Genomic DNA, 14536 nt, shown 5'->3' on the forward strand with positions numbered 1-14536 from the left:
GGGTATGCCATGCCCCGCCGCCTGCCTCCCAGGCGGGGGATTGCCTAAAAATTCCAGGGCTTAGGGGTCATGGTAGCCTCCCCAGCTCCGACGATGGCCACCGATAGCGAGTCCCCCAAGCCCGCCGCGCCCGCATCCGGCGCCGCCCCCGAGCTTCGCCTGTTGGATCGGCGTGCGTTCGTGGGCTTTCCGGCCTTGGAGGTCCAGCCCGGGCTGCGCATCGCCGACTTCGCGCTCCAGATTCCAGACGTCAGCTTCCCGTTCAACGTCAGCGCGGGCGCCACGCGCTACCAGCGCAAGAAGCTGCTCTTCGGCTTCCTGGAGCTGACGGTCGACGCGGACCTCGTCACGCGCAAGGTGGCGGAGCTGGCCGGGCGGCTCGTGGGCATCGAGGAGCTGCGGCTGCACTTCCGCCCCGGCTACCTGGAGGGCCAGGGCCGGCTGCCCGCGCCGGAGCGCACGCCGTTCACGTTCAAGATCGCCTTCGACGCGGACGGGGACCGGCTGGCCGTCTACGTCTACGACGTGCGGTTGTATGGCTTCTCCGCCACGCCGTCGGTGCAGCTGCCGGGCCTGTTGTCCGAGGCCGTGGGCGCGCTGGGCCTCCTGCCGGAAGTGGAGGTGCGCGGCGCCACCGGCTTCTCCACCCGCGTGCTGCCCGCGCTGTGCGAACGGGCCGCGCTGAGCCGTGGCTACAAGGTGCCCACGCTGGACACCGCGCGCCTGTCCGCGGCGGAGGTCTCCAGCACCGGACTGCGTCTGCGCTTCGCCGCCGGAGGGCTGCCGCCGCCCGCCGCGCCGGACGAGGAGTTGATGCTGGCGCTGGAGGGCGCCCGGGCCTTCGCGGACGCGGAAGGGCTGGTCGCGCAGGGTCGGCTCGCGGAGGCGCGGCAGGCGTACCTCCAGGCCGGAGATGCGCAGGACGCGCACCCCTTCGCTGCGGAGCGGTTGCTGGCGTTGCTCGTCGCGGATCCGCAGGCGCACGACCTGGCGCTGGATGTGGCGGCCACGCTGTCGCGCCGCCGGGACCGCAGTCCCGCGGCGCTGTGGGGCGAGGCCGTGGTGCGCGAGCGCCGGGGCGAGGGTGCCCGCGCGGCGGAGCGCTACCTGGCGCTGTGCGCGCTGGCCCGCCGCACGTCGGAAGAGGCCGCCGCGTTCTTCGCGGCGGAAGCCGCCGCGCGCTCCTCGCGCGACACCGCGCCCCAGGTGGCGGTGAAGGCACTGCACGAGCTGCTGGGGCTCAAGCCGGACCACCTGCCGTCGTTGAAGGCGCTGGCGCGTGCATCGGATCAGGCGCGCGACCGGGCTGGAGCGGTGCGGGCGTACCGGCGGCTCGCGGCGCTGGCTCGCGATCCGTTGGAGGCCGCGGACGCGCACGTGCATCTGGCGCGGCTGTGCGCGCAGACGGAGGACGACATCGCGGGGGCCCGGCTGCACTGCGAGGCCGCCCTGCGTTTGTCGCCGGATCAACCGGACGCGCTGCTCCTGCTGGGTGAGCTGTGCCACCGCGGCGGTGAACACCTGCGCGCGCTGAAGGCGTTGGATCGGCTGCGCGAAGTGTCCATGGCGCGCCATGAGCTGGACCGCGTGGGACAGGCGGACCTGCTCGCGGGCCGGGTGTGGGAAGAGGGCCTGAAGCAGCCGGAGAACGCGCTGCTGCGCTACCGCGAGGCCGTGTCGCTGCTGCCCGGCGAGCCGGAGCCGCTGTTCGCCTCGGCGCGTGTGGCGGAAGGCCTGGGCCGGTTGCAGGAGGCCCTGAGCGGCTACCAGCAGGCGTTGGAGCTGGCGGGACCGGCGCCGCGTTCGGAGAGCGTGCGCCACGCCGCGCATGAGAGCCACCACGCGCTGGCGCGGCTGTCGCGCACGAAGCTGGGTGACCCTGCGCGGGCCCGTGAGCACCTGGAAGCGGCGCTCGCGTTGGATCCGCGCGACGCGGTGGCGCTGGATGAACTGATTCCGTACTTCCGCGTCACCGGCCGCTCGCAGGAGCTGGCCGAGGCGCTGGAGAAGGCCGCCGCCCTCAAGGAGGAGCCGAAGGCTCGCGCCGCGCTGTGGGCCGAGGCGGGCGAGCTGTACCGGGGCAAGCTCCAGCAGGCGGACAAGGCCGACAAGCTGCTCACGCTCGCGCTGGAGGCGGACGGCGACCACCGGCCCGCGCTGGAGTCGCTGCTGGCGCTGGCCGAGGCCCGTCGCGATGGCGCGCAGCTCACCCGGTGCCTCGCGGCGCTGGCGCGGCTGACGGTGGAGCCGAAGGAGCGGGCGCAGAAGTACCGCCGGCTCGCGGTGGCCGCGCGCGACCTGGCGTTCGACCTGGACCTCGCCGTGCACGCGCTGCAGGAGGTGCTGCGCGCGGAGCCGGATGATCTGCCGGCGTTGGGCGAGCTGTGCGCGTTGCAGCGCAAGCGCTCCGACCTGGCGGGGCTCGCCACGGCGCTGGAGGCCCGTGCGCGCGTGGCCGAGGCGCAGGGCGACAAGCGGCTGGCGGCGGCGGCGCTGCGCGAACTGGCCGGCGTGCTGGAGGCGCGGCTGGGGCGCGTGGGCGACGCGCTGGTGGCGCTGGAGAAGGCCGCTCGGCTCGCGCCGGACGCGGCGGTGCTGCTGGACCTGGCGGACCTGAGCCTGCGCTGCGAGCGGCCCGAGCACGCCCGGCGCGCGCTGGAGTCGCTGCTGGCCATGCTGCCGCGCACCGCGGCGCCGGAGAAGCTGGCGGACGTGCGCGCGCGGTTGGGCCGGGCGTGCGAACTCCTGGGCGACCGCGAAGGCGCCATCGCCGCGTACGCGCAGGCGTTCCCGCTGCGCCGGCTGGACGACGTGCTGGCCACGCGGCTGGAGGCCCTCTACACGGAGGCCGGCGAGACGCAGGCGTTGGCCGAGCTGTGGGCCACGCGCGCGCAGGCGCTGGCGGGCGCGGACCGGGCGGAGGAAGCCGCGCCGCTGTTCCTCCAGAGCGCGCGTGCACTGCTGGAGCGCGGGGAGAAGGCCGCCGCGCTGATGCGCCTGGCCTCCGCGCTGGAAGCGAGCCCCGAAGGGCCGCTCGCCGCCGAGGTGCTGGAGGCGCTGGCCGAGCTGGAGCTGGAGCGCGGCGAGAAGCTGGAAGCGGCGCGGCTGTATGCGCGTCGGGCCACGCTGGTGCCGGAGGCTCGGGCGGGCGCGAAGCTGCTCTTCCGTGCGTCGCTGCTGGCCGCGGGCACGAGCCGCGAGGAGGCCTTCCTCGCCGAAGCGCTGGAGCGCGATGCGACCTTCGCGCCCGCGCGCATCCGCCGGGGCGAGCTGCGGCTGACCACGGATGCCCGCGCCGCGCTGGAGGACTTCGAGGCGGTGCTGGCGCTGCCGCCCGCGGACGTGGATGCCCCTCGCGAAGCGGAGCGTGTCGCCCTCACGCGCAAGGCCGCCACCGCCGCCGTGCGCGCGAACCGCACGGACGCGGCCCGGCGCCTGCTCGCGGAGTTCTGCGCGCGCACGCCGGAGGACCTGGATGCGCGGCTGGAGCTGGCCGCGCTGCACCGCAAGGCAGGCGCCCGCGAGGCCCTGGCGGACCTGCTGGTGGAGCTGTGGCCGCGCCTCTCCGGAGACGCCCGCCGTCAGGCCCGCCGCGAGCTGGCCGAGCTGTGTCTCTCCCTGGGCCGTGCGAGCGCCGCGGCGGATTCGCTGCGCAGCTTGCTGGCCGAGGAGTCGCAGGACGCGTGGGCGGCGCAGGCGCTGTTGGAGTTGCTGCCTCCGCCCGGTACGGGCACCACGGAGGAAGAGGCCGAGCGGTTGGAGCTGCTGGGCACGCTGGTGTCCGCCGCGTCGGGTGAGGCTCGCGCCGAACTGCTCGCGCGCCGGGCCGCATTGCACCGCGGCGCGGGCCGCACGGGTCCCGCGCGGGACGATTGCGCCCAGGCCGCGAAGCTGTCGCGCCGGCCCGCGCCGCTGCTGCTGATGCTGGCGGAGCTGGCGCGCGAAGCGTCGGATGCGCCCGCCGAGCTGGATGCGTGGCGCCGCGCTGTCGCCGCCGATGCCACGCTGGGCGCCCGCGCCCGGGAGCGGCTGCTGGCCCTGGCCACGGTGCTGCTGGAGAAGGACGAGCGCGCCTCCGCCGGAGACGCGCTGCGCGCCGCCATCGCGCTGGAGCCGCCCGCCGACGCGCGGTGCGATGCCTTCTTCGCGCTCGCCGAGCTGGCCCGCCGCGACGGCAACCCCGTTGACGAAGCCGCCGCGCTGGCCGAGGCCGCGCGTCAGGGCCCCATCGCCCGCCGCGTGGAAGCGCTCCTGCTGCGTGCCGCGCTGCTCGAAGGCCAGGACGACCGCGAGGCCGCCGCGCGCGACCTGGAAGCCGCGCTCGCCCTGGCGCCGCGCCACGAAGAGGCCACGCTCGCGTTGCAGCGCGTGCTGCGCGACCTGGAGGACTGGGCCCGGCTCGCGGAGCTGCTCGCCGCCGAGGCGCCCCATGCGCCGCCTGCCGTCGCCGCGTCGCTGTACTCGGAGCTCGCGAGCCTCTACCTCGACCGCCTGGGGCACGTCGCGCCCGCCGAGGCCGCGCTGCGACAGGCACTGCGGCTGACTCCGGCCGACGCGACGGTGCGTCGCCGGCTGGTGTCGCTGGTGGCCGGTCGCGGCGAATTGCTGGAGGCCGCGGGCCTGCTGGAGGCCGCGGCGGAGGACGCCGACGCCGCCGAGGCCGCGGCGCTGCTGCGCGAAGGTGTCACCTACGCCCGGCAGGCCCAGGAGCTGGACCGGGCGCTGGCGCTGGCGCGTCGCGCGCATGCGCGGGTGCCCGCGAAGGGCGAGGACCTGGCCACTCTGGCGGACCTGCTCTACCTGCGCGGCGTCGTGCGCGAAGCCCTGCCGTTGCAGGAGGCCCTGGTCCAGGCGGCGGACTTCCGCGCGGCCCCGGAGGCGGCGGAGGCCACGAGCTTGCGCCTGGGCGACCTGGCGGAGCAGGCCGGCGACGTGAAGCGCGCGGTGGCCGCGTACCGGCACCTGCTCACGGAGCGTCCGCTGAGCGAGCGCGCCGTGGAGCGGCTCTCCGCGCTGCTGGAGCGCGATGACCCGCGCGGTGCCTTCGAGGTGCGCGTCGCCCACGCGCGCGTGCTGGCGCCGTCCGAGGACACCGTCGCGCGGCTGGTGTCGCTGGCGGAGCGTGCGCGTGATGCACTGGCGGACGCGACCATCGCGGCGTCACTGCTGTCGCATGCGGCGAAGATGGCGAAGGAGCCCTTGCCGCTGCGCCGCCGGCTCGTCGCGCTCTACCGCGAGACGGGCCGCACGTCGGAGCTGCTGGCGGAGCTTCAGCCGGTGGCCGCGCTCAGCCTCCAGGCCGGGGACGTGGACGCCGCGCTCGCGGCCTACGACGAAGAGGCCCGGCTCGCAGAGTCGCTGGGCCGCGCGGACGAAGCGCTGCGCTCGCTCGCCAACGCCCGCGACCTGCTCGCCGCCGAGGAGCGCAACGCGGAAGCCGCCGCGTGTGAGCGCCGCCGCGCGGAGCTGCTGCGCGACGTGAAGCTGGACCTGAACGCGGCCGAGGCCTCGCTGGAGCGCGCCTTCGGGTTCGCCGCGGAGCTGGACACCGCTCGCATGGGCGCGGCCCTGGCCGAGCGCCGTGACGACGCGGCCGCCGAAGCTCGCTGGTGGGAGCGTGGGCTGCCCCGGATGACGGGCACGCGGGAGGGCGCGGCGGTGCTGCTACGCCTCGCGCGCCTGAACCTGGGCGAGCTCGCGGACGCGGCGAAGGCGGAGGGCTTCCTGCGCCAGGCCCTGCGCCAGGACCGGTGGCTTACGGAAGCCGAAGGCCTGCTCGCGGAGCTGCTGGAGCGCGACGGACGGCTCGCGGAGCTGGCCGCCTGGTACGAGGAGTGCGCGGAGGCGGAGATCGACGCCGACCGTCACGCGGCGCTGCTGTTGCAGGCCGCGGTCCTCTACCGCGACCGCGCGAACAAGCCGGAGGCCGCCGCCGCCGCGCTCATCGCCGCCCGCGCCGCGAAGCCGGACGACCTGGACCTGACCGCGCAGGCCGCGGAGCTGCTGCACCAGGTGCGCCGCCCCGCGGACGCCGCGGAGTTCGACGCCATCCTCCTGGAGGCGGATCCGTTCCGGGAGCCCGTCTTCACGCGCCACCGCGCCTTCCTGGAGGAGAGCGGCGAGCGTCAGGCCCTGGCCGAGCTGATGCTCCGCCGCGCCGAGCGCCAGAAGCCCGCTGAGGCCGCCGCGAGCTACCTGGCCGCCGCGAGCGCCTTCCGCGACGGTGGTGCCCGCGAGCGCGCCATCCTCTGCGAGGACCGCGCGTTCGAGCTGGACCCCGCCAACGCGGAGGCCTTCCAGCACGTGCGCGAGCGCGCCGCCGGAGACGTGCGCCGGCTGGCGGACCTGCTGGGCCAGCGCGCGGAGGCCGTGGCCCCCACGGAAGCGCTGCCCCTGTTGCGTGAGCGGGCCCAGCGTCTGTTGGACGCGGGAGAAGCGCTCAAGGCCGCGGAGGCCTTCGACGACTACCTGGGCCGCGCGGGCGGCGACGTGGATGCCCTCTGCGCTCGCGCCGAACTGGCCGCCCAGGGTGGAGGCCCCGCCGCCGCGCAGCCGTATGACCGCCGGGTGCTGGCGCTGGGCGGAGACTCGCTGCCCGTGCCGGTGCTCGTGCGCACGTGGCTGCGGCTGGGCCATGCCTCGCTCGCGTCGGGAGCGTTCCACGACGCGGCGGATGCCTTTGAAGCCGTGGTGTCGCTGGAGCCCGAGGGCGCGCGCGGCGGTGAGGCGCTGTCGCTGCTCGCGGAGGTGCACTCGCGCACGGGCAATGGCCCCGGGCTGTACCGGGCATCGTTGCAACTGGCGCGCAGGGCCCAGGACTCGGCGACGGAAGAGGTGCTGCTGCGCCGCGCGGCCGACCTCTTCGATGATCCGCGCGAAGCCATCGACGCGTTGGTGCCCCTGGCGCGGCTGCGCCCGGCGGACGCGAGCGTCATCGACCGTGCGGTGGAGGGCCTGCGCGCCCTGGGCCGCCACGGCGACCTGCTGGGCATCTACGAAGTGGGCGCGGAGGCCGCGGGAGGCTCGCGCGCCGCGGAGCTGCTGCTCGCCGCCGCGTCCGTGGCGAACGATTCGCTGTCGGACGCGGACACGGCGTGGTCTCTCACTCGCCGCGCGGCGGAAGCGGATCCGGAGAACCCGGCCGCCCTGCGCGCGCTGGTGGACGGCCTGCGCGCGCGCAAGGAGTCCGCGGCGCTGCTCGCCGCGCTGGAGCGGCTGATTCCGCTCACGGACGACGCGGACGAATCCGCGGTGCTCCGGCTGGAGTTCGCGGGGCTGGCGAAGGACGCGGGCCGCGAGGACGCCGCGCGCGACGCGCTGGAATTCGTGGTGACGCGAGGCGCTTCTGGTGCCGGCTACGCCGACGCGCTGGAGGCCCTGGAGCCGCTGCTCGGTGATGCGCACGCTCGCCGCGCCGAGGTACGGGTGGCCCGCGCGGAGCTCGCGTCGGGTGACCAGCGGGTGTCGCTGCTGGTGGCCGCCGCGCGTGCCTTCGAGAAGGCAGGCCTGCTGGAAGACGCGCTGAAGGCCGCGAAGTCCGCCGTCGCCACGGAGCCGGACCTGCGTGCCGCGCTGCTCGTCGCGCACCTGCACCGCGCCTCCGGAGACGCGCCCCGCGCGGCCCGCGCGCTGTTGCAGGCGGCCCGGCTCGCCGCGCCGGAAGAGCGTCCCCCGCTGCTGCTGGAGGCCGCCGGCCTCTGGGAGAAGGCGGGCGAGATGGGCGAGGCGCTGGAGGTCGTCGAGCGCATCGCCACCGACGCACCGGACATGCTGTCCGCGTCGGAGCTGGCCGAGCGCTTCGCCCGCCTGGGCGCCTTCGCACGCGCCCTGGACGTGGGCTTCGCGCCCGCCATGGCCGCGGGCGAGTACACCGACGCGCTGGCCATGGCCGCGCAGGCGGGCGACGTGCCCCGCACGCGCGTGGCCCTCTGGGCCCTGGTCGCGATGCCGGACGCGGACTCCGCCCACGCCGCCGCGCTGGCGGACGGGCTGCGCGAGGACGCGGAGTGGGAAGGCCTGTTGGAACTGGCGGCCCTGTCCCAGGAACGTGACGCCGCCTTCGCCGTGGCGCTGCGCGATGAAGTGCTGCGCGCCCGTCCGGCCCCGGTGCTCGCGCGCCTACGCGCCCTGGAAGAACTGGGCGGGGAGCCCGGCCTCGCCGCGCGCCTGATGCTCCTGCTGCCGGAGCTGGGCCTGGAGCCCGAGGCCCTGGCCGAAGCGGTCCTCACCCAGGTGCGCCAGTTGCCGGAGCCCGCGCGGCTGGAGTCCCTGGCCTTCGCCGCGGACGGCTGGCCCGCGCGCCGCGAGGAGCTGCTGCGCGAGCGCTACGCCCTGGATCGCCAGCTGGGACACCTGGAGTCCGCGGAGCGCACGCTGGCGCTCATCGCGCAGGACACCAAGGACGCCAAGGCGCGCGCCCTGTTGCACCTGGAGCGCGGTGAGTTGTTGCAGGGCCCGCTGGCCCAGCCCGCCGAAGCGCGCGAGGCCTTCGAGGCCGCCCTCACCGACGACGCGGACAGCCTCGCCGCCGTGCAGGCGCTGCTCGCGCTGGTGGACGAGGCGCGCGAGTCCACGGTGTTCCTCGCGCTGGCGGAAACCCTCGCGAAGCTCGCGGGCGCCGACGCGTGGACGCCGTACCGCGAGCGCCTGGCGGACGCCTACGAAGCGCAGCAGCTCTGGGCCGAAGCGGCCACGCAGCTGGAGCAGCTCCCGGACACGGACGAGCGGCTGGCCCGCCGCGTGAAGTTCGCCGAAGCGCGCGGCATGGTGGGTGAAGCGCTGCGGCTGCGCGAGCGCCTCACGCAGGACCCCGCGGAGCTGGAGGTCATCCTTCGCGGCTACCTGGACGCGCAGCTCGTGGGCCCGGCGGTGCGTCTGGCGGAGCGGCTCGCGGACGCGCAGCAGCTCACGCCCGCGCTGACGCGGTGGGTGACCGAGCGCTTCTCTCCGTCCCCGGACGGCGCGGTGCTCGCGGTGCGCTTCTGGCCCGCGCTGCTGCGTGAGAAGTGGCCGGACGTGGACGGCTGGACGCTGTACGCGGAAGCGCTGCGTGCCCTGGGCCGTCCGGAGGCGGAGCGCACGGACGGCATCGGCGCCGCGCTCGTGGGCAGCGACGCCCCCGCGCCGCGCGCGCCCGTGTCCCGGCTGGAGCGTCCCGAGCAGGACTTCCAGCACCCGGAACCCGACAGCCTGGTGCCGGTGACGGAGCAGAGCCTCGCGCGGCTGCACGTCGCGCTGAAGCCGGTGCTGGTGTCACTGGGCGCGGAAGCGGTGCGCGTGTCCGTGGATCCGCGAGGCGGCGTGGAGGCGTACCTCACGTCGCCGGACGCGCTGGTGTTGGGCGCGGGTGCGCTCGGCTGCTTCGGTGCGGTGGAGCTGAGCTGGCTGTGCGCGCTGGCGCTGGCGCTGGAGTCGGAAGGCGTGGAGCTCACCCGTCCCGGCGCGGTGCTGGCGTGGGAGGACGCGGCGGTGGTGGCCTGGCGCGCGATGCCCGCGTCGCTGGCGGCGGGGCGCGTGCTGGCGCGGCTGGACTCGGACGTGCGCGGCGGTGACCCGGCCGGAGTGGATGTGGGTGCCGTGCTCTCGCGCAGCGAGGCTTTCCGCCAATTGGCCCTCGCGTCGCTCGACGTCTAACCTGGAGCGCGTCATGCACCTGAAGCGACTCGCAGTGGCGCTCTTCCCCGCGGCGGCCCTGGCCGTGGCGGTGGGCTGTTTCTCCGACCCCGTGTACCCGGGCAACCAGGTGATGGGGACCTTCCGCTTCCAGGCGAAGCTGGACGCGGCGCGCACCACGTGCGACGCGGGCTCGCGCGACTTCGCGCAGCTGGACGACGCGGGCAGCTTCTTCTTCGAGGGCACCTTCTCCCGCGACACCGACGCGGGCACGGGCTTCTTCACCGTGCAGGGCTTCTCGCGCGACGCGGGCTACACGGGCCAGAGCGTGTCCTCCACCCACCGGGCCACCGCGCGCCGCGACTCGTGCGGCACCGGCTGCGAGGACTCTGAAATCGAAGAAGCGCTCAACGTCATGCTCCTGAGCGACAGCCAGTCGCGCAACGTGGCGCGCGACTGCAAGCGCCTGGACGGTGGCGTGCCGGAGGGCGACCTCCCGGCCCCCACGGAGAACGGCTACGACGTGTCGCTCGCGTGCGGCACGCTCCAGGACATCTTCCTGCCGGGCAAGGGAGCGGCCTGCAAATGCAACCCGGTCACCTGCACCACCGTGTACACGGTGAGCGGCGATCGCATCGACTGAAGCACCCCGGGCTCCAGCCCGTCGTGTAACGTGCGCCGCCCCGAAGTGGAGGATGGAATGGCGAAGCGTGCGGTGGTGCTCCTGTCCGGAGGCCTGGACTCAACGACGTGCCTGGCGATGGCGAAGGCGGACGGCTTCGAGCCGGTGTGCCTGTCCATCGCCTACGGACAGCGCCACTCGGTGGAGTTGGAGCGCGCGAAGAAGGTCGCGGCCATCATGGGCGTGCGCGATGTGCGCGTGGTGACGGTGGACCTGCGGCAGGTGGGCGGCTCGGCCCTCACGGATGACATCCCGGTGCCCAAGGACCGCTCGGAGGACGACATGTCCCACGACGTCCCCGTCACCTACGTGCCCGCGCGCAACGCGCTGTTCCTCTCGCTGGCGCTGGGCCTGGCGGAGGTGGTGGGCGCCACGGACCTCTACATCGGCGTCAACGCGGTGGACTACAGCGGCTACCCCGACTGCCGTCCGGAGTTCATCCGCTCCTTCGAAGCGATGGCCCAGCTGGCCACCAAGGCGGGCGTGGAGGGCGCGACCTTCAAGGTGCACGCGCCGCTCTCCGGGCTCACCAAGGCGCAGATCATCCAGGCCGGCGTGAAGCTGGGCGTGGACTACGGGATGACGCACTCCTGCTACGACCCGGACGCCCAGGGCCGCGCGTGTGGCCGCTGCGACAGCTGCCTGCTGCGCTCGAAGGGCTTCCAGGAAGCGGGCGTGCCGGACCCCACGGTGTACACGGACGGGGTGCGCTGATGCGCGCGGCGACGGGCCTCACGTTGACCCTGGCGCTGCTCGGAAGCGCACCGGTCCTCGCGCAGGACGCGAAGGCCGAGAAGCAGGCCGCGAAGCCGAAGGCCGCCGCGCCCAAGACGGAGCTGGTGGACGCGGCCACGGTCATCCCGGACCTGGTGCTGGACCTGCGCTACGCGACGAAGGACAACTTCCTCAAGCGTCAGGTGTACCCGGACGGCGCGCGGTGTCTGTTGTTGCCGGACTCGGTGAAGCGCTTGACGCAGGCCGCGGACGCGCTGCGCCCCCAGGGCTACCGGCTGAAGGTGTACGACTGCTACCGGCCGCGCGCGGTGCAGTACGAGATGTGGAAGATATTGCCGAAGCCCGGCTACGTGGCGGACCCGCGCAAGGGCTCCAACCACAACCGGGGCGGGGCGGTGGACCTGACCCTGGTGACGAAGGACGGGGCGGAGGTGGAGATGCCCACCCCCTTCGACGACTTCACCCCTGCGGCGCACCACGGCTACACCGGCGGCACGCCCGCCTCGCGCGAGCACCGGGAGGTGCTGCGCAAGGCCATGGAGGGAGCCGGCTTCCAGCGCAACCGGATGGAGTGGTGGCATTACGACCTGCCCGGCGCTACGAAATTGCCGGTGCTGGATGTGCCCTTCACCCCAGCCGAGTAATCATTGGCTGACGGGCAGTGGAAGGCCCGGACGATGGCCTAGCGCACGATTTGTTCCTCAACGAGTGCGTTTGTCGAACCCTGTGGGTGGGGTATTTCCGCCTCTGTTCGGTAGTGGGCGAAAGTGCTAAATCCTGCCACTTCTTAAACCGTGGCAATAACTCACCGGCCCTGATGGGTGCATGGGCCGGCAGGGGGACTATGCGCTTACGAGTGTGGTTAATGACGCTAGTGCTGTTTCTTGGCGCATGTGGAGCATCTGAACCGGACGACCCGGGCGAACTGCCTCCATCGCGTCAGGATGCGGGTAGCACGCCGGAGGATGCCGGTATCCCTGACTCAGGGACGCAGGTGGTGGATGCAGGTACCCCTGTTTGTGATGGCATCCCAGATACAGGGCGTTGTGCCTCGGCGACACGCATCGAGGCATGCGTGACGCCAACCGGCGCCTCCTCTCCTCTCGTGATTGGCTACGACTGTGAGCGCGGAGAGAGTTGTGCCACCCGGCAGGGGAAGGCGGTGTGCGTACTTGCTGGAGCGTGCCGCGAGGGCGAATCCCAGTGTGCGAATACCGGCGCCCTGGAAACTTGCTCGAGCGGAAAGTGGGTGGCCACGGCTTGCGCGGGTGGGTGTAATTCGAGCGTGCTGGGTAGCTTTTGCGCTCCGCCGATATTGAAGAAATCGTTGAGTGCAAATGTGGCCTATGAAATACGCGGCCCCAATGCTCAGCGGACAGACTGGGGGCCGCTCGGGAAGGTGCCTGCCATTGGTGTATTGGTTCTTTCGTATGCTGACGGGCAATTGCTGGACGTGGCGGTCGCGGGAAACGATGGAAATTTCACCATTGATGTTCCGACAACCCCCAAGGCATCGGACGTAGTTGCCGTTGCTCTTGCGTCAAGTGATGGGGCCAACTCGCTTGCATTCGCTGTTGTTGCTCCAGGTTATTCTGCGCCCGGGACGCAGGAGATTCTGGGGAACAAGCCAAACCCTTCCCTTTGGTCTTATGCGTTCAAGACATCAATTGTCAGTGCCTCCTCCTCGCTTACGATCACCGAGTCAATGGGGTCGGGCGCTGTGCGGGTCTATGATTATTTGCGATACGCTTATGCGGTTGCACGCCAGCGTTACGACGGGCGCCCTGGATTGCCGCTTGTTGTTTGGCTGGGATATGGAACGAGTTGGTCTTGTGGCGCTTGCTTCGCGCCAGTGCCTGCGCGCGTGTTCAATCTGCCATTTCTTGCGCAGATGTGGATTCCAGCTGACGGAAATCAACAGTATTGGGCGGACTCGGTCACCGGGCATGAGCTGGGCCATTGGGCCATGGCAAGCTACGGAACCACCCCTGACGAGGGTGGCTTTCATTCGATAGGCAATCCGACCTTTCCTGGCCAAGCTTGGTCGGAGGGCTACGCAACTTGGTTCAGTTCCAACCTGCGGAACGACAGCTACTACGTGGACAAGCAGGGGGGGGCCATGTTCTGGCTGAACCTTGATGCGCGAGCTTATTCGTATGGAAATCTTCCTTGGTCGCGTCCGTCCCCGAGCAAGGGGCTGATACAGCTCATGGATGAAAATGAGGTTTCAGCCATCCTCTGGCGGCTTTCGATGTCGCGTCCATGGGGCCCCCAAGCCATAGATCGCGCCTTGGGTTCGCGGCAATTGAACGCGGCTCCCTTCACGCGGGGATATACGCGTCATACGTGGGACGTGGACATGGGGACTGGTCAGTTCGTCAACGTGAGAAACACTGGTCTTCCGCGCCCCATGTTGGCGGACTTCTTGGATGCGATGGTGTGTGAAGGCTTCCCGTCGAAGGCGGTGGATTCGGCAACGGAGCCGGCGGTGGCATACCCATATCCAAGCAACGCTCCTATCTGCTTGGACTCGAGCTGCCGCAGTACTTGTTCTGGCTGTTGCCGGGCGGGCGTCTGTCTGGCGGGCACTGCGGCAGCCGCATGTGGTGGGCCCGGTGCCGCCTGCGAATCATGTGGTGCTGGCCAGGTTTGTAGTGCCGGGGTGTGCACCGCTGGTTAGCGGATGTGTCTAACAGGTTTGAGTGTTATTGCTCTCTATCGTCTGTAGGCGTTGCGAACGCCGAGGTTGCTATGGCTCGCCTTGTGTTTCGTGGATTACTGGTGTCGACACTGATGTTGTTCGTGGGAGCTTGTCATCACCCTGACGCGGCTGCTCCTAACTCTGGCGGAGGCCAGCCGCGCATCGCGAGGGAGACTTCCGCGAAAGAAGAGGCTCCTTCGGCTGCGGAAAGCCCGCAGGCTCCTGCGGTGGTGCGCTGGGTCCTTCTTGACCAGGGCGCGAACCGGCTCCGGCTTCGCGCTGATATTCGCAAGCTGGCGGCTTTCGGTACCGACCTGACGGTGCAGGTGCAGTCACCGAAAGGCGTCCGCATGGTGGATGGTCCTTCCTCCTGGGTGGTCCCGGCTGACGCTCAGCAAGGTACCTACAGCCGCGAACTCGCGTTCCAGATCGACGTTCCGCCCAGCGAGCCCATTCGCCTCGTGGCTGACGCGCAAGGCGAGGGGTTCGGGGTTCATGCGACGGACGCCTTCGATGTTCCAGGAGGAACGAAATCGCGTTCTGGCGAAATTCCCCCTGGGGGGGCGCTGCCGCAGCCAACAGGGCCCGCACTCCGCGTGGGAGACACGAATTTCGGCAACAGCGTTCCCGGCCAGTAGGGCGGAGGGCGCCGGCTTCCAGCGCAACCGGATGGAGTGGTGGCATTACGACCTGCCCGGCGCTACGAAATTGCCGGTGCTGGACGTGCCCTTCACCCCTGCGGGGTGACGCCTGGCTGCTCGCCAGCCCAGTGGTTTCGCGCGGTTGCATCAGGGACTGCGCGTTAG

The 14536-nt window shown here is 72.1% G+C and carries 5 protein-coding genes and 1 pseudogene; all 6 read left to right on the plus strand.

The window, feature by feature from the left end; all coding sequences use genetic code 11:
* Window positions 1-93 precede the first annotated feature (93 nt).
* On the plus strand, window positions 94-9633 hold the full coding sequence (locus D7X32_RS06225; protein WP_120601576.1) for a tetratricopeptide repeat protein: 9540 nt from the start codon (window positions 94-96) through the stop codon (window positions 9631-9633).
* A gap of 13 nt (window positions 9634-9646) precedes the next feature.
* On the plus strand, window positions 9647-10255 hold the full coding sequence (locus D7X32_RS06230) for a hypothetical protein (protein ID WP_120601577.1): 609 nt from the start codon (window positions 9647-9649) through the stop codon (window positions 10253-10255).
* 57 nt (window positions 10256-10312) lie between these two features.
* The gene (gene queC / locus D7X32_RS06235) at window positions 10313-11008 is read left to right on the plus strand and encodes a 7-cyano-7-deazaguanine synthase QueC (RefSeq protein WP_120601578.1); all 696 of its coding nucleotides are present in this window, start codon (window positions 10313-10315) and stop codon (window positions 11006-11008) included.
* A complete protein-coding gene (gene ddpX, locus D7X32_RS06240; RefSeq protein ID WP_208752332.1) occupies window positions 11008-11673 on the plus strand; it encodes a D-alanyl-D-alanine dipeptidase in 666 nt (221 codons plus the stop codon). Before queC ends, ddpX begins: the two co-directional genes overlap by 1 nt.
* Window positions 11674-13780: 2107 nt before the next feature.
* Window positions 13781-14368 carry a hypothetical protein gene (locus D7X32_RS45945; RefSeq protein WP_167506445.1) on the plus strand — a complete coding sequence of 196 codons (588 nt, stop codon included), beginning with the start codon at window positions 13781-13783 and terminating at the stop codon, window positions 14366-14368.
* Between the two features lie 4 nt (window positions 14369-14372).
* A pseudogene (locus D7X32_RS06245) lies at window positions 14373-14477 on the plus strand (M15 family metallopeptidase); the annotation flags it as partial.
* Window positions 14478-14536 lie beyond the last annotated feature (59 nt).

Origin of the sequence: Corallococcus carmarthensis, assembly GCF_003611695.1 — a bacterium.
GTDB lineage: Bacteria > Myxococcota > Myxococcia > Myxococcales > Myxococcaceae > Corallococcus > Corallococcus carmarthensis.